Source organism: Pseudonocardia sp. EC080619-01, from assembly GCF_001420995.1.
Taxonomy (GTDB): domain Bacteria; phylum Actinomycetota; class Actinomycetes; order Mycobacteriales; family Pseudonocardiaceae; genus Pseudonocardia.
The window spans coordinates 5,992,271-6,010,125 of sequence record NZ_CP012184.1; the positions used below are offsets into that span (position 1 = coordinate 5,992,271).

Annotated in this window: 17 protein-coding genes; 4 read left to right on the forward strand and 13 right to left on the reverse strand. The window is 76.2% G+C overall.

What is annotated here, in order from left to right:
* From AD017_RS27580 to AD017_RS27625, 10 genes are all read right to left on the reverse strand, one after another.
* Nucleotides 1-600 carry a hypothetical protein gene (locus AD017_RS27580; RefSeq protein WP_145982592.1) on the reverse strand — a complete coding sequence of 200 codons (600 nt, stop codon included), beginning with the start codon at nt 598-600 and terminating at the stop codon, nt 1-3.
* A gap of 63 nt (nt 601-663) precedes the next feature.
* Nucleotides 664-1,260: a hypothetical protein gene (locus AD017_RS34755; RefSeq protein ID WP_145984081.1), complete on the reverse strand. Its 597-nt coding sequence runs from the start codon at nt 1,258-1,260 to the stop codon at nt 664-666.
* 125 nt (nt 1,261-1,385) lie between these two features.
* Complete coding sequence (locus AD017_RS35550) at nt 1,386-2,210, reverse strand: hypothetical protein (protein WP_168172292.1); 825 nt, start codon at nt 2,208-2,210, stop codon at nt 1,386-1,388.
* Nucleotides 2,211-2,441: 231 nt separating this feature from the next.
* Nucleotides 2,442-3,389 (reverse strand): hypothetical protein, encoded by a 948-nt coding sequence (locus tag AD017_RS27595; protein WP_060576069.1) that lies wholly within the window; start codon nt 3,387-3,389, stop codon nt 2,442-2,444.
* Nucleotides 3,390-3,486: 97 nt separating this feature from the next.
* Nucleotides 3,487-4,461 carry a biotin-dependent carboxyltransferase family protein gene (locus tag AD017_RS27600; RefSeq protein WP_010235843.1) on the reverse strand — a complete coding sequence of 325 codons (975 nt, stop codon included), beginning with the start codon at nt 4,459-4,461 and terminating at the stop codon, nt 3,487-3,489.
* A complete protein-coding gene (locus tag AD017_RS27605) occupies nt 4,458-5,330 on the reverse strand; it encodes an allophanate hydrolase subunit 1 (protein ID WP_060576070.1) in 873 nt (290 codons plus the stop codon). Before AD017_RS27605 ends, AD017_RS27600 begins: the two co-directional genes overlap by 4 nt.
* Nucleotides 5,327-6,676 (reverse strand): acetyl/propionyl/methylcrotonyl-CoA carboxylase subunit alpha, encoded by a 1,350-nt coding sequence (locus tag AD017_RS27610; RefSeq protein ID WP_060576071.1) that lies wholly within the window; start codon nt 6,674-6,676, stop codon nt 5,327-5,329. Before AD017_RS27610 ends, AD017_RS27605 begins: the two co-directional genes overlap by 4 nt.
* Before the next feature lie 11 nt (nt 6,677-6,687).
* Nucleotides 6,688-6,933 carry an acetyl-CoA carboxylase gene (locus AD017_RS27615; protein WP_010232661.1) on the reverse strand — a complete coding sequence of 82 codons (246 nt, stop codon included), beginning with the start codon at nt 6,931-6,933 and terminating at the stop codon, nt 6,688-6,690.
* Nucleotides 6,934-6,943: 10 nt separating this feature from the next.
* Nucleotides 6,944-7,666, reverse strand: a complete 723-nt coding sequence (gene pxpA / locus AD017_RS27620) for a 5-oxoprolinase subunit PxpA (RefSeq protein WP_010232662.1) — start codon at nt 7,664-7,666, stop codon at nt 6,944-6,946.
* 23 nt (nt 7,667-7,689) lie between these two features.
* Nucleotides 7,690-10,059, reverse strand: a complete 2,370-nt coding sequence (locus AD017_RS27625; RefSeq protein ID WP_060576654.1) for a xanthine dehydrogenase family protein molybdopterin-binding subunit — start codon at nt 10,057-10,059, stop codon at nt 7,690-7,692.
* Between the two features lie 214 nt (nt 10,060-10,273).
* Between AD017_RS27625 and AD017_RS27630 the strand changes: the two genes are divergently transcribed.
* The 3 genes from AD017_RS27630 to AD017_RS27640 all read left to right on the forward strand — a co-directional run bounded on the left by AD017_RS27630 (nt 10,274) and on the right by AD017_RS27640 (nt 13,679).
* Entirely contained in the window at nt 10,274-11,671 is a 1,398-nt protein-coding gene (locus AD017_RS27630; protein WP_255358475.1) for a PucR family transcriptional regulator, read from the forward strand.
* An 86-nt stretch (nt 11,672-11,757) separates the two neighbouring features.
* Complete coding sequence (locus AD017_RS27635) at nt 11,758-12,339, forward strand: NADPH-dependent FMN reductase (RefSeq protein WP_060576073.1); 582 nt, start codon at nt 11,758-11,760, stop codon at nt 12,337-12,339.
* A complete protein-coding gene (locus tag AD017_RS27640) occupies nt 12,336-13,679 on the forward strand; it encodes an MFS transporter (RefSeq protein ID WP_060576074.1) in 1,344 nt (447 codons plus the stop codon). Before AD017_RS27635 ends, AD017_RS27640 begins: the two co-directional genes overlap by 4 nt.
* Before the next feature lie 9 nt (nt 13,680-13,688).
* Here the strand turns inward: AD017_RS27640 and AD017_RS27645 are convergent, their stop codons facing one another.
* Nucleotides 13,689-14,297, reverse strand: a complete 609-nt coding sequence (locus AD017_RS27645; RefSeq protein ID WP_060576075.1) for a DUF4232 domain-containing protein — start codon at nt 14,295-14,297, stop codon at nt 13,689-13,691.
* Between the two features lie 111 nt (nt 14,298-14,408).
* Here AD017_RS27645 and AD017_RS27650 point away from each other — a divergent pair, with 111 nt between their 5' ends.
* Complete coding sequence (locus tag AD017_RS27650; RefSeq protein WP_060576076.1) at nt 14,409-15,146, forward strand: sulfite exporter TauE/SafE family protein; 738 nt, start codon at nt 14,409-14,411, stop codon at nt 15,144-15,146.
* Between the two features lie 11 nt (nt 15,147-15,157).
* Here AD017_RS27650 and AD017_RS27655 read toward each other — a convergent pair whose 3' ends face one another.
* Together AD017_RS27655 and AD017_RS36640 are read right to left on the reverse strand one after the other, a co-directional pair.
* A complete protein-coding gene (locus AD017_RS27655; RefSeq protein ID WP_227012613.1) occupies nt 15,158-15,664 on the reverse strand; it encodes a hypothetical protein in 507 nt (168 codons plus the stop codon).
* A gap of 62 nt (nt 15,665-15,726) precedes the next feature.
* Entirely contained in the window at nt 15,727-17,808 is a 2,082-nt protein-coding gene (locus tag AD017_RS36640; RefSeq protein WP_060576077.1) for a serine/threonine-protein kinase, read from the reverse strand.
* Nucleotides 17,809-17,855 lie beyond the last annotated feature (47 nt).

Consider the following 17,855-nt stretch of genomic DNA (forward strand, 5'->3'; position numbering starts at 1 on the left):
TCAGCCCGGCTCGCTGTCCTGCACCTGCCCGGCCACCCACGGGTCGACCTCGCAGTCGGGATCGTCCGGGCCGGCGAGGCTGAGCGGGCCGAGCTGCAGGAGGTCGGCGGACCGGCACTGCTCACCCGGATCCGCCACGGGCTCCGTGTCCGCCGGGACCACCGCCCGCGACGACGCCGCCGCCTGCTCCTGGCGTTCGGCCTCCGCGCGGTGGTAGTCCGCCAGCTCGGAGTCACCGGCGGCCCGGGCGCGCTCGGCGCGCTCGTCGGCCTGTGCGCGGAGCTCGTCGGCGACGGTACTGACCCGGTCCGCCGACGCGGTCTCGGCGGCCTCCCGCGCCAGCGCGGCGTCACGGGCGCCGGCGACGGCGTCGATCGCGGTCTCCCCACGCCCGGGCAGCGCGCCGGACGCCGTGGCGCCCGGGAGTTCGGGCTCCGCCGGTGGTGGCAGCGTGGTGGCCACCGCGGCCGGGCCGATCGGCTGGGGGGCCGCCCCGGCCAGCAGCCCGGTCACGAGACCGGCCCCGCCGACCAGCGGGACCGTGCCCAGCAGGGCACGGCGGGCGGGAGTACTGCCTGGACGTCGGTGCCTACCGCTCATGTGATCGCCTCCAGTCCCGACTTCCGTATCCCGTTCGGGACGGGTCGAAACACCGGATTCCGGTCAGCCGTCCTGCATCTGCAGCAGCTGGTCGTCGATCCAGGGGTCGCGGGACCGCTCCCGCCCCTGGTCGTCGACGTAGCCACAGTCCCTGTTGGTGATCATGTCCGGGTTCTGCGGGTCGTCGAACCTCGGCGGGCCGTCGAGGTCGCAGACGCCGGTCCCGATGCCGCCGCCGGCCGGACCGGGGTCCGCGTCGCCCTCCGCCGTGCCGTCGTCCGTGCCGTCGTCCGTGCCGTCGTCCGTGCCGTCGGTTGTGCCGTCGGTTGTGCCGTCGGTCGTGCCGTCGTCCTCCGCCGTGTCACCCGACGCCCGGTCGGTCGCGGCCCGGGCCGCCGCGGCAGCGGCGTCGGCCGCCCCGCCGGACGCCGGCAGGGTGATCGGCGGAGCCGTCCGGGGCCGGAGCGGGGCGGACAGGGCGGCCGTCCCCGGGCCGGACCGGGGTACATCGGCCCCCCGCTCGGCGAGCAGCCCTCCTGCGGTCACGACGGCGACGACGGTCGCCACCACCCCGACGGCCGCGACCAGCGGGAGCACGACGTGTGCGGTCCACGGGGACCCACGCCGCTCGGCCCGCGGCACGCGATGACGTCCGCCCATCAGGACCCTCCCCGGCACGACCGAACGGCGTAGTGGTCAGCGATGATGGCGCGAACCGGAGTGCGGCGCGAGCGGCCCGGCCGCCGCTCACTCACACGGGTCCCGGCGCGGACGCCGGGGCCGCGCTACACGGCGCCCTCGGCCGCGGGCGACGGGCGGGGCGGTGCGCCCGGTCCGGTGCCGTCCGGGGTCCCGCCCGCCGGCGGCGGCGGAGGTCCGGCCGGGGCTGCCGGGGTGCCGGCCGGCGGCGGCGCCGACGGGGCCGGCGCCTGCCGGGCCCGCTGCTCCGCCCGTTCCCGGTCGCGCCGCTCCTGCGCGGCCCGCTCCTCGGCGGCGCGCTGCTGATCGGCACGCTGCTGGTCCGCACGCTGCTGATCCGCACGCTGCTCGGCGGCCTGCCGCTCCTGCGCGCGCTCGCGTCCGGCCCGCTGCGCGGCCGCGCGCTGCTCCGCCCGCCGGGCCTCCTGCGCCCGCTCCTGCGCCACCGCGCGTTCGTCGGCCACCCGGACGGCAGCGGCGCGTGCCGCGTCCCCGGCGGCCCCCGCTGCCGCCGTCTCGCGTGACCCCGCCCCCGCCGTGGCGGGCGGCCGCGCCCGCAGGTCGGGCGAGGCCTCCATCACACCCCCGTCCGTGGCACCCTCCGGCGACGAGGCGGGCGGGCCGCCCGCGAACGTCGGGACCGGCACCGACAGTCCGGTGCGCTGCCCGGCCGGAGCGTTCCCGCCCAGCGGCCCCGTCCCGACCGCCGCGGCGAACGAGGCCGCCAGCAGGACCGGTACGACGCCGGCGAGCACCGTCCGCAGACGCCGCGCGGGCCGCCCGCCGCCGGTCACGGGCCGCGCGACGGGCTCCGGCGGAGCCTCCCGCAGCGGGTCCGCCCCGTACGGGCCGCCCGGCGGTGCCGCCTCCGGCGCCTCCGGCGCGCCCGGGACGGAGTGCCGGCCCGGCATCAGCCACATTCCGATGAGCCGTTCGGCGCAGTCATACCCATGATCGTGACGGCTGTCCGGCGCCCCGGTCATGCGCCGATCGGGTGGGTCCGGCCGGTCCGGGCCGGTTCAGCGGGTGACGTCGACGAGCGGGCCGGGCCGTCCGGTGACGCACGGCACGCGGTGACCGGATGCGGAGGGCGGCGCCGGCGCCGACAGCGGGGCTCGGACGGGCCGGGTGGCGGCGCCCGCTCAGTCGCCGATCAGCGACAGTGCGGGCCCCGGGACGCGTACCTCGACGTCCTGGGACTCCAGCACCTTCAGCCGCAGCCGGACCAGGGCGTCGTCGGAACCCCGGTCGTCGTCGCGGGCCGATCCACCGGAGCCGGAGCCGTCGGACGGGTCCTGGTCGGCCGGCTCGGAGCGGGTGCCCGGAGCGGACGACGGGGACGGCTCCGCCGAACGCTGCTGCGGGACCGTGGTCTGCTGCGGGACCGTGGTCTGCTGCGGGGCGCTGGGCTCCTGCGGGGCGCTGGGCTGCTGCACGGCGCTGGGCTGCTGCACGGCGCTGGGCTGCTGCACGGCGCTGGGCTGCTGCGGGGTGCTGGGCTGCTGTGCGGCCGGGGTACCGGTGGGACCGGCGGAACGCTGCCGGGGAACGGCGACGGGGTCGGCCGGCCCGGTGGCGGTGTCCCGTCCGGTGGCCGTGCCCGATCCCGACGCGCGGTCGTGCCCACCGCCGGAGGAGCTGCCCCCGGACGCGGACCCGCTGCCCGACGACGAACCGCTCGACGAGCCGCTGGAGGAAGCGCTGGAGGACGAGCCGCCGCCCGGGGCGGCACCACGGTCCGGCCGAGCGCTCCGCGCACCGGACGACCCGTCCTGCGCCGTTCCGGCGGAGCGGTCGGATCCGGCGGCGCGCGGTACCGCTCCGGCGGCCGACCCCGCGGCCCCGGCCGGATCGGGCGCCGGTGCCGCGAGCGGCGACGACTCGCCGGTCGTGCCCGGCCGTGGTGTCCCCACCGGGTCGGGCCCACCCGCCTCCGGCTCGGCCGGACGGGCGCCGGCGCGGTCGCCGACCATGCCGCTGCCGATGACGACGGCCGCCGCCAGCGCGAGCGCGCCGATCGACGGCACGGCGACCGCCAGGATCTTCCTGACGAGCCCCGCACGAACGGTCCTCCGGTGCCTGCCGCTCATCTGCGTCCGCCGCCTCCCCGTGATCGGTGTGTGACCGAGCGTCGAGTGTGGACCAGATGATCGCGTTCGGCCACCCCGATCGGGGGAATCGAACGGGTCAATCGCCCAACGCGGCGTACATGCGGGCGATCCGGTCCTTCCGTTCGGCGCGCAACCCCAGCGCGGTCTCCAGATCGACCTCGACGAACCGGGTCCGGGTCCGGGGGGCCGACTGGGCGACGACGTCCAGGTCACCGGAGATCACCGTCGCGACCATCATGTACCCGCCGCCGGAGACGGCGTCGCGGTGCAGGACGATCGGCTCCACGCCGCCCGGCACCTGGATCGAGCCGATCGGGTAGGGCGAGTCGACGATGTTCGACGGGTCCTGCCCCGCCCCGAACGGCGGCTCGCGGTCGACGGTCTCCAGCTGCCCGCCGGCGTAGCGGAACCCCATCCGGTCGGCGACCGGCGTCAGCGTCCAGGTCGTGTCGAGGAACGTGGCCCGGCCGGTGTCGGTCAGCCGGTGGTCGTAGAGGCCCATCACGACCCGTACCTCGACGTCCTTCGCCATGACCGGGCGCAGCGCGGCCGGCAGCACGCGCCCGGGGCGGCCCGTCCCGCCGTCGCCGACGGGGAGCACGTCGCCCTCGGCGACCGGGCGGCCGTCCACGCCGCCGAGCGAGCCGATCACGTAGGTGGCGCGGCTGCCGAGGTCGACCCGGGTGTCGAGCCCGCCGGACACCGCCAGGTAGGCCCGCGCCCCGGCCTTGAGGTAGTCGAAGTCGAGCACGTCGCCCTCGGCGACGGCGAACGACTCCCACTGAGGGCGCGCCTCGCCGTTCACCCGTGGTGCGATCTCCGCGCCGGTCACCGCGACGACGGCGGGCCCGGTGAACCGCAGCTCCGGGCCCATGTAGACGATCTCGAGCACCGCGGCGTCCGGCGTGTTGCCGACCAGCGCGTTCGCCACCTCGGGCGAGTACATGTCCAGTGCACCGGACGGCGGGATGCCCAGGTGGTAGTACCCCGATCGTCCGCGGTCCTGGACCGTCGTGGACAGACCGGGCTTGCGGACCTCGATCGCCGTCATGCGAGGACCTCCAGGAGGCGCTTGTTGTAGCCGTCCGGGTCGTCCAGGAACGGCTGCAGGTCGAACTCGACGGGCCGGACGGTGATCCGGTACTCCCCCGCCTCGGCCCGCGCCTGCGCGTCGTCGTACTCGTCGCGGTCGATGGGCCGGAACTTGACCATGTCGCCGGGCCGCATGAACACCGTGTGCTCGGTGAAGTCCGGCTTGGTCTGCCGCGGGTCGTAGATCGGCGCCGGGGTGATGCCGAACATCTGGTAGCCGCCGGCGCCGCGCACCGAGTAGATGCAGGAGAAGCAGCCGCCGTAGCCGACGGTCTGCTTCGGGGTGTCGGTGCGCGGGCGCAGGTACTTGGGCACCACGATCTGCCGTTCCCGCGGCACCATCTGGTACTTGAAGGGCAGTCCGGCGACGAACCCGACCATCGAGGTGAACCAGGGCGACCCGGAGTGCGCGCCGATGAACTCGTCGACACCGGCGAAGCCGTTGATCCGGGCCGCGTACTCGATGTCGGTGGCGTCCGGGTCCTGGTGACGGTCGCGGAACCGCATCAGCGTCTCGGTGGTCCACGGGTCCTGGTAGAGCACCGGGATCTCGACGACCCGGCAGTCCAGGGTCACGCCGAGCGCGTCGCCGACGCGGTCCTCCAGCTCCTTCAGGTGGGCCAGGAAGGCGTGCGGTTCCAGCACGTCGGGGTCGTAGCGGACCTGGTACGACGCGTTGGCCGGGCAGATCTCGAGGATCCCGTCCGGTCGCTCGTCGCGGAGCAGGTTGGTGATGGCGACGGCCTTGAAGTTCGCCTGCAGGCTCATCTCCTCGGCCAGCTCGACGAACACGAACTCGTCGCCGCCCCAGCTGTAGCGGGCGCTCATGCCTTGTCCCCTCTCAACCAGTGCTCGAGCGTTGCGGTGTGGAAGTCGGCGGACGCCATCCACGGCTCGTCGACCAGCGACCGCAGGAGACCCGCGGTCGTGGGGATGCCGTCGACGGAGAACTCCTCCAGCGCCCGGCGCGACCGCGCGAGCGCCTCGGCCCGGTCACCGCCCCAGACCACGACCTTCGCCAGCAGCGAGTCGTAGTACGGCGGGACGGTCGCGTCGGGTTCGAGCCAGGTGTCGCAGCGGACCCACGGCCCCGACGGCAGGGTGATCCGGCCGACCGGTCCGGGCTGGGGCAGGAAGTCCCGCTCCGGGTCCTCGGCGCAGATCCGGAACTCGACGGCGTGCCCGCGCCGCTCGATGCCGTCCTGTCCGGGGCGCAGCGTCTCCCCCGCCGCGATCCGCAGCTGCTCGGCGACCAGGTCGATGCCGGTGACGAGCTCGGTCGTCGGGTGCTCGACCTGGATGCGGGTGTTCATCTCGATGAAGAAGAACTCCTGCGTGGCGTCGTCGACGAGGAACTCGACGGTGCCGGCGGAGGTGTAGCCGACCTCCCGGCAGAGCGCCACCGCCGCGGCGGTCATGCGGTCCCGGACGGCGTCGGTGATCCCCGGGGAGACCGCCTCCTCGACGACCTTCTGCCTGCGCCGCTGCAGCGAGCACTCCCGCTCGAACAGGTGCACCGCGGACGAGCCGTCACCGAGGACCTGCACCTCCACGTGCCGGGCCTTCTCGACGTACCGCTCCAGGTACATGGTCCCGTCGCCGAACGCCTTCAGCGCCTCGGTGGACGCCTGCCCGAAGGCCGCCCGGAGCCCGTCCTCGTCGTCCACGACCCGGATGCCGCGCCCACCGCCGCCGGCCGCGGCCTTGAGCATCACCGGGTAGCCGACGTCGCGGGCGGCCGCCGCGGCGGCGTCCACGCCGTCGACGCCGCCGGGGGTGCCCGGCACGGTCGGCACACCGGCGGCGCGGGCGACCTCCCGGGCGGCGACCTTGTCGCCCATCCGCTCGATCGTCGCCGCCGACGGCCCCACGAACGTCAGCCCGGCGCCGGCGACGGCCGCGGCGAACGACGCCCGCTCGGACAGGAAGCCGTAGCCCGGGTGCACGGCGTCGGCACCGGTCTCCGCCGCGGCCGCCAGGACCGCGTCGGCGACCAGGTACGACTTCGACGCCGGCGACGGCCCGATCTCGACGGCGGCGTCCGCGAGCCGGGTGTGCAGCGCGCCGGCGTCGGCCTTCGAGTGCACGGCGACGGTCCGGATCCCCAGGTCGCGGGCGGCCCGGACGATCCGGACGGCGATCTCGCCGCGGTTGGCGACGAGCAGCTTCTCCACGGTGCCGTCCCTCAGCCGATCTCGATGACCGCCACCGGCTGGCCGGCGTCCACCTCGTCCTCGTCGCCGACGAGGAACTCGACGAGCGTGCCGGACGCCCCCGCCGCGATCTGGTGGAACGACTTCATGACCTCGACCAGGCCGACCGGCGAGTCGCCGGACACGGCGCTGCCGTCCTCGGCGAACGGCGGGCTGTCCGGGTCCGGCCGCCGGTAGAAGACGCCGGGGATCGGCGAGACGACCTCGTGACGGGACATGTGCGGCTCCTCAGCTCAGGTGGGGCGTCAGCGCGGTGTGGACGGCACGGGCCAGCTCGACCGCGTTCGGGGTGTCGGAGTGCACGCAGACGCAGTCGGCGCGCACCGGGATCTCGCGACCGTTCTCGGAGGTCGCGACGCCGTCGGTGACCGCGCGCAGCGCGCCCGCCGCGGACGTCTCCGGGTCGAAGGCCTGGTGCTCGCGGGTGATGATCAGCGAGCCGTCGTCGCGGTAGTCCAGGTCGGCGTAGTACTCCGAGATGAACCCGGCGGGGCGGTCGCCCCAGACCTTCTCGTGCACCGAGCCCGCCATGCCCATCAGCGGCGCGCCGAACACGTCGGCCGCGTCGGCGACGGCGGCCGCGACCTCCTCGTCGCGCGACGCCATGCCGTAGAGCGAGCCGTGCGCCTTGACGTGATGGAGCTCCATGCCCTCGGCGCGCAGGAACCCCGTCAGCGCCCCGATCTGGTAGACGACGGCCGCGGTCAGCTCGTCGCGGTCGAGCTTCATCTCGCGCCGGCCGAAGCCCTCCCGGTCCGGGAGCGACGGGTGCGCGCCCACCCGGACGCCGTGCCGCTTGGCGAGCTTCACCGTCCGGGTCATGACGCGGGGGTCCGACGCGTGGAACCCGCAGGCCACGTTGGCGACGGTCACGTAGGGCATGAGCCCCTCGTCGTCGCCGCAGTGGTAGATCGAGTACGACTCGCCCATGTCGCAGTTGATGGCCACCATGAGGTGCCTCCTCTCCCCTGGGGTCAGGCAGTCTTCCGCGCCGCGGCCGTGATCGCCCGCCAGACGGCCTGCGGGGTCGCCGGCATGTCGACGTGGGTGACGCCGAGGTGTGCGACCGCGTCGATCACCGCGTTGACCACCGCCGGGGACGAGCCGATCGCACCGGACTCGCCGATCCCCTTGACCCCCATCGGGTTCGTCGGCGACGGGGTGACGGTCTGGGTCAGCTCGAAGTTCGGCAGGTCCGACGCCGACGGCACCGTGTAGGACGCGAGGTTGCCCGCGGTCGGGTTCCCGGCCTCGTCGAACGTGGCGTGCTCGTAGAGGGCCTGGCCGATGCCCTGCGCGATGCCGCCGTGCAGCTGGCCCTCGACGATCGTCGGGTTCACGACGACACCGCAGTCGTCGACGGCGACGTAGCGGCGGATCCGGGTGAACCCGGTCTCGGTGTCGACCTCGGTGACGCAGACGTGCGTGCCGAACGGCCAGGTGAAGTTCGGCGGGTCGAACGCCGAGTCGGCGGTCAGGTTGGGCTCCATGCCCTCGGGCAGGTCCGCCGCGAGCGACGCCGCCCCGGCGACCTCCTGGATGGTCACCGACGGCCCGCCGGTACCCGCCACCCGGAACTGCCCGCCGCTGAACTCCAGGTCGGACTCGTCGGCCTCGAGCAGGTGCGCGGCGATCAGCATCGCCTTGTCCAGCACCTTCCCGGCGGCGAGGTGGACGGCGGTGCCGCCGACGGCGAGGCTGCGCGAGCCGTAGGTGTCCCGGCCGAACGGGGCGACGAGCGTGTCGCCGTGCAGGACCTCGACGTCGTCGGGGTGTACGCCGAGCCGGTCGGCGACGATCTGCGACCAGGCCGTCTCGTGCCCCTGGCCGTGCGGCGACGTGCCGGTGACGACCTCGACCTTGCCGCTCGTCGTCATCCGGACGGTGGCCTGCTCCCAGCCGCCGGACTGCAGCCGGACCCCGGCCGCGACCTTCGACGGGGAGAGCCCGCCGGACTCGGTGAAGTTGCCGAACCCGATGCCGAGCTGCACGGGGTCGCCGGACGCGCGGCGGTCCTGCTGCTCGGCCCGCAGCGCGTCGTACCCGACCAGGTCCATGGCGGTACGCATGCAGGTCTCGTAGTCGCCGGAGTCGTACTGGACGCCGGAGGGGACCGTGCGCGGCTCGTCGAACTTCGGGTGCAGGTTGCGCAGCCGCACCTCCGCGGGATCCATCCCCAGCTCGCGGGCCAGGTCGTCCATGATCCGCTCGTGGCCGTACGCGGCCTCGGAGCGGCCGGCGCCGCGGTAGGCGTCGGTCGGGGTGAGGTTGGTGAACACGCCCTTCGCGGTGAAGGAGTAGCTGCCGAAGTCGTAGAGCCCGCAGAAGGTGAAGGCGCCGAACACGGCGATGCCCGGGGTGAGCAGCTGCAGGTAGGCGCCCATGTCGGCGAGCAGCTCCACCCGCATCGCGAGGATCTTCCCGTCCCGGGTGGCGGCCACCGAGACGTCCTGGATCTGGCCGCGGCCGTGCGTGGTGGCCTGGTGGTGCTCGGAGCGCGTCTCGGTCCACTTGACCGGGGTGCCCAGCTTCCGGGCCAGGACCAGGGCGAGGAACTCCTCGGCGTAGACGTTGAGCTTCGCCCCGAACCCGCCGCCGACGTCCGGTGCGACGACCCGGATCTTCGTGTCGGCGATGCCGGTGCACGCGGCCAGGATGTCCCGGACGAAGTGCGGCACCTGGGTGGCGGTGTAGACGGTGAACCCGCCACCGACCGCGTCCGGGACGCAGACGACGGCGCGCGGCTCCATCGGCGAGGGCACCACCCGCTGCTGCAGGTACCGCCCCGACACGACGACGTCGGCGCCGGCGAACGCGGCGTCCACGTCCCCGGTGGCCAGCGGCCAGGTGTAGCAGTGGTTGGTGCCCAGCTCGGCGTGCACGAGCGGGGCGTCGTCGGCCAGCGCGTCGGCCATGTCGACGACCGCGGGCAGCTCGGTGTACTCGACGTCGACCAGGTCGGCCCCGTCCCGCGCGGCGGCGGCGCTGGTGGCGAGCACGACCGCGACGCCGTCGCCGACGTGGTGGACCACCCCGGCGGCCAGCGGGCGGTGGTCGGGGACCTTGATGTCCTCGGTGACCGGCCAGCCGCACGGGATGCCGGCGAGGAACTCGCCGTCGACGTCGTCGGCGGTCAGGACGGCCCGGACACCCGGGTGCTGCCGCGCGGCGCCGGTGTCGATGCTCGTGATCCGGGCGTGCGGCAGCGGGCTGCGGACGAACGCCATGTGCAGGGTCCCCGGCGGGACGATGTCGTCGGTCCAGGTCGCCCGGCCGGTCAGCAGGGCCGGGTCCTCCTTGCGCGGGAGGCTCGTCCCGACGTACCGGGGCGCGGTGGTGGTCACGCTGGGCTTCCCTTCGCCGACGTCCTGCGTGTGGCACAGCGTGATCCACGACACCCGGACGCGGTAGTGTCCCGATCGTCCAGTTCGAGGGTCACCACACTCCGATCTGTCAGGGGGAGCCGTGCCGGTCTCGTTGCGTGAGCTCTGCGCGGACCGCAGCCTCGGACTGCGCTCCGCGTGTCCCTCCGCGGATCTGGAACGACGCATCACCTGGGTGCATTCGAGCGAACTGTCCGATCCGACGCCGTACCTCGACGGCGGCGAGCTGCTGCTCACCACCGGCCTCGGCCCGGCGGCCGACCCCGACGGCTACGTCGCCCGGCTCGCCGCGCACGGGCTCGCCGGCCTCGGGTTCGGCACCGGTCTCGGCCACGACGACCTGCTGCCCGCCGTCACCGCGGCGTGCGCCCGGGCCGGGCTCCCGCTGGTGGAGGTCCCCGAGCGCACCCCGTTCCTGGCACTGAGCCGGGCCGTGTCCGAGGCCCGGGCCGCCGAGCGCTACGCCGAGGTCGTCCGCACCGACGAGGCCCAGCGCGCGCTCACCGCCGCCGCGCTCGGCGACGACCGCGAGTCGGGCCCCGGGCGGGTGCTCGACCGGCTCGCCGAGCGCCTCGACGCGTGGTCGCTGATCTCCGACGCCGACGAGCGCGTCCGGTACGCGGCACCGCGCCCGTCCTCGCGGCGGGCCGCCGCGCTGGCGGGCGAGATCGCCCGGGTCCGCGAGCACGCGGGCCCCTCCAGCGTCACGGTCGCCGCCGGGGGCGGGCAGGTCGTGCTCCAGCCGGTGCGGATGGTCGGGCCCTCGGTGCTCGTCGTGGGCCGGGACCGCCAGTTCTCCCCGGTCGACCGGCAGGTCATCGGCTCCGCGGTGTCGGTGCTGACCCTCGCGCACGCCCGCAGCGCCGCCGCGGGACGGGCCGAGCACCGGGTGCGCACCGCGGTGCTCCGGGCACTGGCCGTGCTGCCCGGCTCCGGCGCCGAGCAGGTCCTCGCCGACACCTGGGGGCCGCTCCCCGACGGCGACCTGGTGGCCGTCGCGCTGGGCGGACGGCCGGCGACGGGCCGGTTCGACGTGCTGCTCGACACCCTGGAGCGGGCGTCGGCCGGTTTCCACGCGGAGCTCGACGGCCGGGTGGCGGTGATCGTCGGCGCGGACGCCGTGCCGCCGCTGCTCACCGTGGCCTCCCGGGTCCGCGACGTCCGGGCCGGCATCTCCGACCCCGCCCCGGTGACCGGCCTGGCCCGGGCCCTGCGCGAGGCGGGGCGCGCGCTCGACGCCGCCGAGCGCCTGGACCGCCGCACCGTCCGCTTCGCCGATCTCGCCGCCCGCGGGCTGTCGGCACTGGTGCTGCCGGAGGACGCGGAGGCGTTCGCCGAGTCGGTGCTGGCACCGCTGGTACGCCACGACGCCGAGCGCCGCGGCGACCTCGTCGGCTCGCTGCGCGAGTGGCTCGCCCACCACGGGCAGTGGGACCCGGCCGCGACCCGGCTCGGGGTGCACCGGCACACGCTGCGCGCCCGGATCGAGAAGGCGGGTGCGCTGCTGGACCGGGACCTCGACTCCCCCGGCGTGCGGGCCGAGCTGTGGTTCGCGCTGCACGCCGGCCGGTGATGTTCTTGACCTGAAGTCAGCTCCAGCTTCTAGCGTCGCGGCCGATCGGGTGGGGAGGCCACCCCGTCGACGTGAGGAGCACCGCCATGACCGGCACGGACACACCCAGCCGCACACCGATCCGCATCGCCGTGATCGTCGGCAGCGTCCGCACCGGGCGGTTCGGACCGACCGCGGCCCGCTGGTTCGCCGGCGAGATCGACGACCGCGACGACGTCACGGTCGACGTCGTCGACCTGCTCGGCGCGGACCTCTCCCCCGCACTCGACCGGGCCCCGGCCGGCCCGCTGCGCGCGCGGCTGGCCGCGGCCGACGCGTTCGTCGTCGTCACCCCGGAGTACAACCACTCCTACCCGGCCGGGCTGAAGACGGCGATCGACTCGTTCCACGCCGAGTGGGCCACGAAACCGGTCGGGTTCGTCAGCTACGGCGGGCTCTCCGGCGGCATCCGCGCGGTCGAGCACCTGCGCCCGGTGTTCGTCGAACTGCACGGCGCCCCGGTACGGGACGCGGTCAGCCTGCACTCCTTCCCGGAGCTCTTCGGCGCCGACGGCCGTCCCGCCGACGGCGGTGCCGCCGCGGCCGCCGCCGGGGTGCTCACCGACCAGCTCGTGTGGTGGGGACGAGCCCTGCGCGACGCCCGTGCCACCTACGGGACCGTCGCATGAGCGCCCCGGCCCGCCGGGGCGCCGTCACCGCACTCGGGCTGGCGATGCTCGCGGTGACCTCGGAGATCACGATCGCCGCGGTCGCGCTGCCGGGCGTCGGCGCCGACATGGGCGTCGGACCGGGCGCGACGGCCTGGGTGATGCTGGCCTACACGGTGCCGATGGCGGCACTGGGCATCCCGGCCGGGCGGTGGGGCGACCGCGCCGACCCGCGGCCGGTGTTCCTGCTGGCCCAGCTCGGGATCCTGCTCGGCACGGCGCTGACCGTGCTGGCGCCGACGTTCGCGGTGCTCGTCGCCGCCCGGGTGGTGCAGGGGGTCGCCGCGGCCCTGGTGGTCGCGGTCTACATGCCGATCGTGACGGCGTCGGTCCCGCCGGAACGCCGGGGCCGGGCGATCGGCTTCATCATCATGATCATGACAGTGGGCACGATGGCCGGTGCCCCGGCCGGCGGCCTCGTCGCCGACGCACTGGGCTGGCGTGCGGTGTTCCTGGTGAAGGTGCCCGCGGTGCTGGCCGCGGTCGTCGCCGGGATCCTGTTCCTGGACCGGCGGCGGGTGCGCGGCGTGCCCGCGCCGGCACGGTCGCTGCTCGCCGAGGCGGTGCTGCTCGGCGGTGCGGTGACCGCCGTGCTGCTCGCGCTCGACGGGAGCGGCCCCGGCTGGCGGTCGCCGGTGGCCGCCGTGGCCGCGGTCGTCCTGTTCGCCGGATGGCTGCGCCTGCCCGCGGCGGGCGCGGTGCGGGACCTGGTCCGCCGCCCGTCGTTCGGGCCGACCCTCGCCGCCCTGTTCGCGGTGTCGACGACGGCGGGGCTGGTGTCGTTCCTGGTGCCGTGGTTCGTCGCCGACGTGCTGGGCGGGACGGCCGCGTCCGGCGGCTCCGCGCTGCTGGTGTTCGTCGCCGCCGTGGCGGTGACCTCGCCGGTGGCGGGCCGGCTCACCGACCGGTTCGGGCCCCTGCGGGTCACCGTCGCCGGGGGTGCGCTGAGCGTGCTCGCGCTCGCGGCGCTGCTGCCGCTCGGCGCCGGGACGGGCTGGGCCGCGCTGGCCGGGGGGATGGCGCTCCTCGGCGTCGCCGGCGGGGTGTTCAACCCGGCGGTCAACGCTGCGGTGCTGGCCGCGGCGCCACCCGGCACCGAGGGCGCGACCGGCGGGATCGCGATGACCGCGCGGACCGTCGGCAGCGCCGTCGGGCCCGCGGTGGCGGCGCTCGGGTGGACCCTGACCGGCGGTGGGTCGGCGGGCTGGCGGCTCGGCGTCGCGGTCCTGCTGGTCGCGGCGGCGGCCGGGACCCTCGCCGTGCTGCGGCCCGCGCTGCGCACCCCGGTCCCGGCGACGTGAGCACGGCCGTCAGCGGGCGACGACCGACTCCACGGTGACCTGGGGCCGGTGGGGCTCGCCGGAGCAGACGCGGCCGGCCCGGGGCACGAACGTCCCCCCGCTGCCGCCGGGCGGGTGCACCCGGAGCCCGCGGGCCTCGGCGGGCACGCACACCGCGACCGGGTAGCGGTCGGTGTCGCGGACCCGCAGCGCGGAGGTGGCGGCCCGGCCGGGCTCCAGCCGGACCTCGGCACGCGGCCCCTCGACGGAGGCCCGCGGGCCGACGGGGGTGCCCTCGTTCCCGGCCACGAACGACACGCCCGGGTAGCCGCGCAGCACGCAGGGCGCGGAGCCGGTGTTGCGGAACACGATCTCGGAGAGGGTGCCGCCGTCGTCGGTGCGGGGCGGGGTGGCCGAGACGTCGAGACCGTCGCCGGTGCAGGGCCGCACCGGCCCGGTCGCCGCTGGCTCCGTCGGAACCGTCGTGGGGGGCTCCTCCGTGGCCGGCGCGGCGGCGGGCGTGGACCGGGCCGGGGACACCGGGGGTGCGGCATCAGGCGCACCGCACGCACTCAGGAGCACGAGCAGGCCGGCGAGCACCCCGCTCACCTGCAGTCGCGCCGTGCGCCGCCCGCCCACGGCGTGATTGTGACCTGCGTGTCACCCGGTCGGACGTCCGGGGTCCGGACGGTGCGCCCTGGGTAGGGTCGTGTGCATCGCCATCGATCTCCCGCTCCCCCTCCCCGGCCGGTGACCGCACCGGAGCTCGCCCTGCTGTTCGTGGCCGGGTTCGCCGCCGGCCTGAGCGGTGCCGTGGCCGGTCTGGCCTCGCTGTTCTCCTACCCGGCGCTGCTCGCGGTCGGCCTGCCCGCGACGACCGCCAACGTCACCAACACGGTGTGCCTGCTCTTCCAGGGTGCGGGGGCGGTGGCCGGCTCGCGGCCCGAGCTGCGCGGCGCGGGCCCGCAGGTCCGCCGGTGGGTGCTCCCGGCCCTGCTCGGTGGCGCCACCGGTGCCGCCCTGCTGCTGGCGACCCCGGAGGGCGGGTTCGAACGGATCGTGCCGTTCCTCGTCGCCGGCGCCGCGGTCCTGCTCCTCGTACCCCCGCGGCCGGACTCCACCCGGACCCCCGGGCGAGGCGTCACGGTCGGCGTGTTCGCGGTCGCGGTGTACGGCGGCTACTTCGGCGCCGCCGCCAGCGTGCTCATGCTGGCACTGCTGGCGTCGCTGCCGGGGGCGACGCTGCTGCGCGCCAACGCCCTGAAGAACGTGCTGACCTGGGCGGCGAACGCGGTGGCGGCCGTCGGGTTCGCGGTGTTCGGGGACGTCGCGTGGGCCGTGGTGCCGGCGCTCGCGCTCGGCCTCGTCGCCGGCGGCAGGCTCGGCCCCGCCGTCGCCCGGCGGCTCCCGGCACGGCTGATGCGGATCGGGATCGCCGTCGCGGGGCTCGGTCTCGCCGGGACGCTCTTCGCCGACGCCTGGCTCTGACGGGTCCCCGGTCAGGCGCGGACGCCCCGCTGCCCGACGGCCCCGCGGAGACCGACACAGCCGACGCACCCGACACAGTCCACGCAGTCCACACAGGCGACGCAGGCCACGCACCGCGTGCAGTTCACGCAGGCCAGGGTCGCCACGCACCGCCGGAGCCCGACCCCGAGCAGGGTGAGGACGCTCGCCACGATCCCGGCGCTCCCGCCGGTCCCGGCGCTGCCGGCCACCGCGACGCTCCCGGCCGTGGCCACGCTGCCTGCCACCGCGACGCTGCCGGCGGTCGCCGCGCTCCCGGCCACGGCGACGCTGCCCGCGGTGGCTGCGCTCCGGACGACGCCGACGCTGCCGGCGGTCCCGACGCTGCCCGCCACCGCGACGCTCCCCCCGGTGTCGACGCTGCCCGCGACGGCGACGCTGCCGGAGGTCCCGACGCTGCCGGCGGAGGCGACCGCACCGGAGTGCTGCTCGCTCCCGGTGTCCTGCCCGTCCCGGCCCTGCCCGTCGTCCCCCGTCATGACGGGAATGGTGCCCGAGCGCGCCCGGCCGGTCGAGACACCACCGGGCCCGGCCCGCCGGGTCACTGCCGGTCGAACACCGCCGTGACGGGCCCGTCGGCGCGGTAGCCCTGGCGCTGCAGCCAGCCGTCCAGCTTCGCCTGCACCGCCCGCAGCTCGGGACGCCGCTGCGGCTCGGTGCGCAACGCCTGCTTGAGCAGCGACAGGTGCGCCGTCCGCGACGGCAGGTGGGTCAGCTTCCCCCCGGCCGCGGCGGCACGGAGCCCGGCGACGGCGTCGCTCGACTCGCCCCGCGGGGGTGCCCCGCTCAGCGCGAAGGAGACCGCGGCGGCCAGCTGCCAGCCGTCCGACGCCGGGGACGCGGGCTTGCCCGCCGCCGTCTCCGGGGCGAGGTAGTCGGGGGTGCCGAGCACGTAGCCGGTCTGGGTCAGCGTCGAGTCGCCCTGCTTGCGGGCGATCCCGAAGTCGATCAGGTGCGGGTGACCGTGCGGGTCGACGACGATGTTGCCGGGCTTGAGGTCGCGGTGCAGCACCCCGGACCGGTGCGCGGTGTCCAGCGCCCCCGCCACCCCGGTCCAGATCCGGGCCGCGGAGACGTCGTCGACCGTGCCCCGCTCGGCGACGAGCTGCCCGAGCGACATGCCGTCGACGTACTGCATCACGATCACGAGGCCGTCCATGCCCTGGAGGCCGGGGTCCGACGACGCGTGCAGCAGGTCGTAGATCTCCACGCAGCACGGGTGCCGCATCGACCCGAGCGCGGCGGCCTCCCGGCGGATCCGCTCCTCGGTCTCGGGGTCGGCGGCGTGCGCGGACTTCACGGCGACCGTGTGGCCGAGCTTCGCGTCGTGGGCCAGCCAGACGCCACCGAACCCTCCGGCACCGAGGCGCTTCATCAGCCGGAACCGCGGGGCGCGGCCGGGGCCTCCCGGCACCGGCGCCACGAGCGTCGGGCGCCGCGGCGGCCCCGGCGGCGGGAACGGCCCGCCCGACGGTGCCTGCGGCCGCATCGGCCCCGCGGCCGGGTGCGCGGCGGGCCCGGTCGGCGGGCGCCCCGGCCCGCCGGGGGCGTACGCACCGGGCGGCGGCGCACCCGGGGGCCCCGCGTACCCGGACGGCGGCCGGGAACCGGCCGGGGCGGGCAGCGCCCCGAACCCGGCGTAGGGCGCCGCCTGCGGCAACGACGACGGCGCTCCGGGCGCGGCCGCGGCGGACCGGCCGGAGAAGTCGACGGGGTGCTCCGGCTCGCGCTGGGCGAACCGGCCGGCGAGCCGTTCGGCGACGCTCGGGGTGGCGCTCACCCCGCTGCCCCGTGGCTCCCCGGGGCCGCGCCCCGCCCGCGACGAGCCGGCGGCCGTGGCCCCGCCCCGCGACGAGCCCGTCGGGGCGGCGGGGACGGCCCGTGCGGCGGGCGCCGCGTCGCGGCCGGCCCGGACCCGCTCGATCCTGGCCCGCGACGGCGCCGGGAACATCGGTACGACCAGCACCCCGGCGAGACTCCCGCCGAGGATGCCGACCCACAGGTGCTCGGCCGTCCCGGCGGGGACCGTCGCGGTCAGCACGACCAGCGCGAACAGCGGGAGCCAGAAGAACTTGGCGGGCCAGCGCGGCCCGCGGCGCAGCGCCGTGCGGGCCTGCACCGCGACGAGCACGACGGCGAGCAGCGGCACCAGGCCGAGCAGCACGATCGCGGTCACCGAGGTGACGACGTCGCCGCCGCCGATCGACCCCGCGACGCTGCCCCGGCCGAGGTAGCTGCTCTGGGTGCCGACGAGGTCGCAGGTGGTGACCCGGATGGAGTCGGTGACCTGGGCGGACAGCCCGGGCACCGCGGGGACCCCCTGGGTCGCCTGTGCGAACACCCCGCCCGCGCCGACGAAGACGGCCAGCGGCAGCAGGCCGGCGGCGAGGACGCCGATCCCGCCGATCAGCACGGACTCGGCGCCGCTGTACCCCGACGACGACCCGGACCCGATCCGGCGGCGCAGCACGGCGACGGTCGCGGCGCCGGCGGTCGGGAGCAGCCCGGTCAGGACACCGAGTGCGGTGACCGACCACGCCCAGTCACCGGGGCAGGTGTCCGGGATCCCGAGGCCCCGGATGCCGCTCAGCAGCCCGGCGACGAGTGCCACCAGCGCGTCCACGCCCGCAACCCCCCTCGTCCGCCGATCCGCCGGCCCGGCCGGGCCGG

Excerpts from the sequence above, each read along its gene's own strand:
- AD017_RS27635 (WP_060576073.1), top strand. The coding sequence starts at position 11,758 with ATGACCGGCACGGACACACCCAGCCGCACACCGATCCGCATCGCCGTG.
- AD017_RS27655 (WP_227012613.1), bottom strand. The coding sequence starts at position 15,664 with ATGACGGGGGACGACGGGCAGGGCCGGGACGGGCAGGACACCGGGAGC.
- AD017_RS27640 (WP_060576074.1), top strand. The coding sequence starts at position 12,336 with ATGAGCGCCCCGGCCCGCCGGGGCGCCGTCACCGCACTCGGGCTGGCG.
- AD017_RS27595 (WP_060576069.1), bottom strand. The coding sequence starts at position 3,389 with ATGAGCGGCAGGCACCGGAGGACCGTTCGTGCGGGGCTCGTCAGGAAG.
- AD017_RS35550 (WP_168172292.1), bottom strand. The coding sequence starts at position 2,210 with ATGCCGGGCCGGCACTCCGTCCCGGGCGCGCCGGAGGCGCCGGAGGCG.
- AD017_RS27605 (WP_060576070.1), bottom strand. The coding sequence starts at position 5,330 with ATGAGCGCCCGCTACAGCTGGGGCGGCGACGAGTTCGTGTTCGTCGAG.
- pxpA (WP_010232662.1), bottom strand. The coding sequence starts at position 7,666 with ATGGTGGCCATCAACTGCGACATGGGCGAGTCGTACTCGATCTACCAC.
- AD017_RS27600 (WP_010235843.1), bottom strand. The coding sequence starts at position 4,461 with ATGACGGCGATCGAGGTCCGCAAGCCCGGTCTGTCCACGACGGTCCAG.
- AD017_RS27615 (WP_010232661.1), bottom strand. The coding sequence starts at position 6,933 with ATGTCCCGTCACGAGGTCGTCTCGCCGATCCCCGGCGTCTTCTACCGG.
- AD017_RS27580 (WP_145982592.1), bottom strand. The coding sequence starts at position 600 with ATGAGCGGTAGGCACCGACGTCCAGGCAGTACTCCCGCCCGCCGTGCC.
- AD017_RS34755 (WP_145984081.1), bottom strand. The coding sequence starts at position 1,260 with ATGGGCGGACGTCATCGCGTGCCGCGGGCCGAGCGGCGTGGGTCCCCG.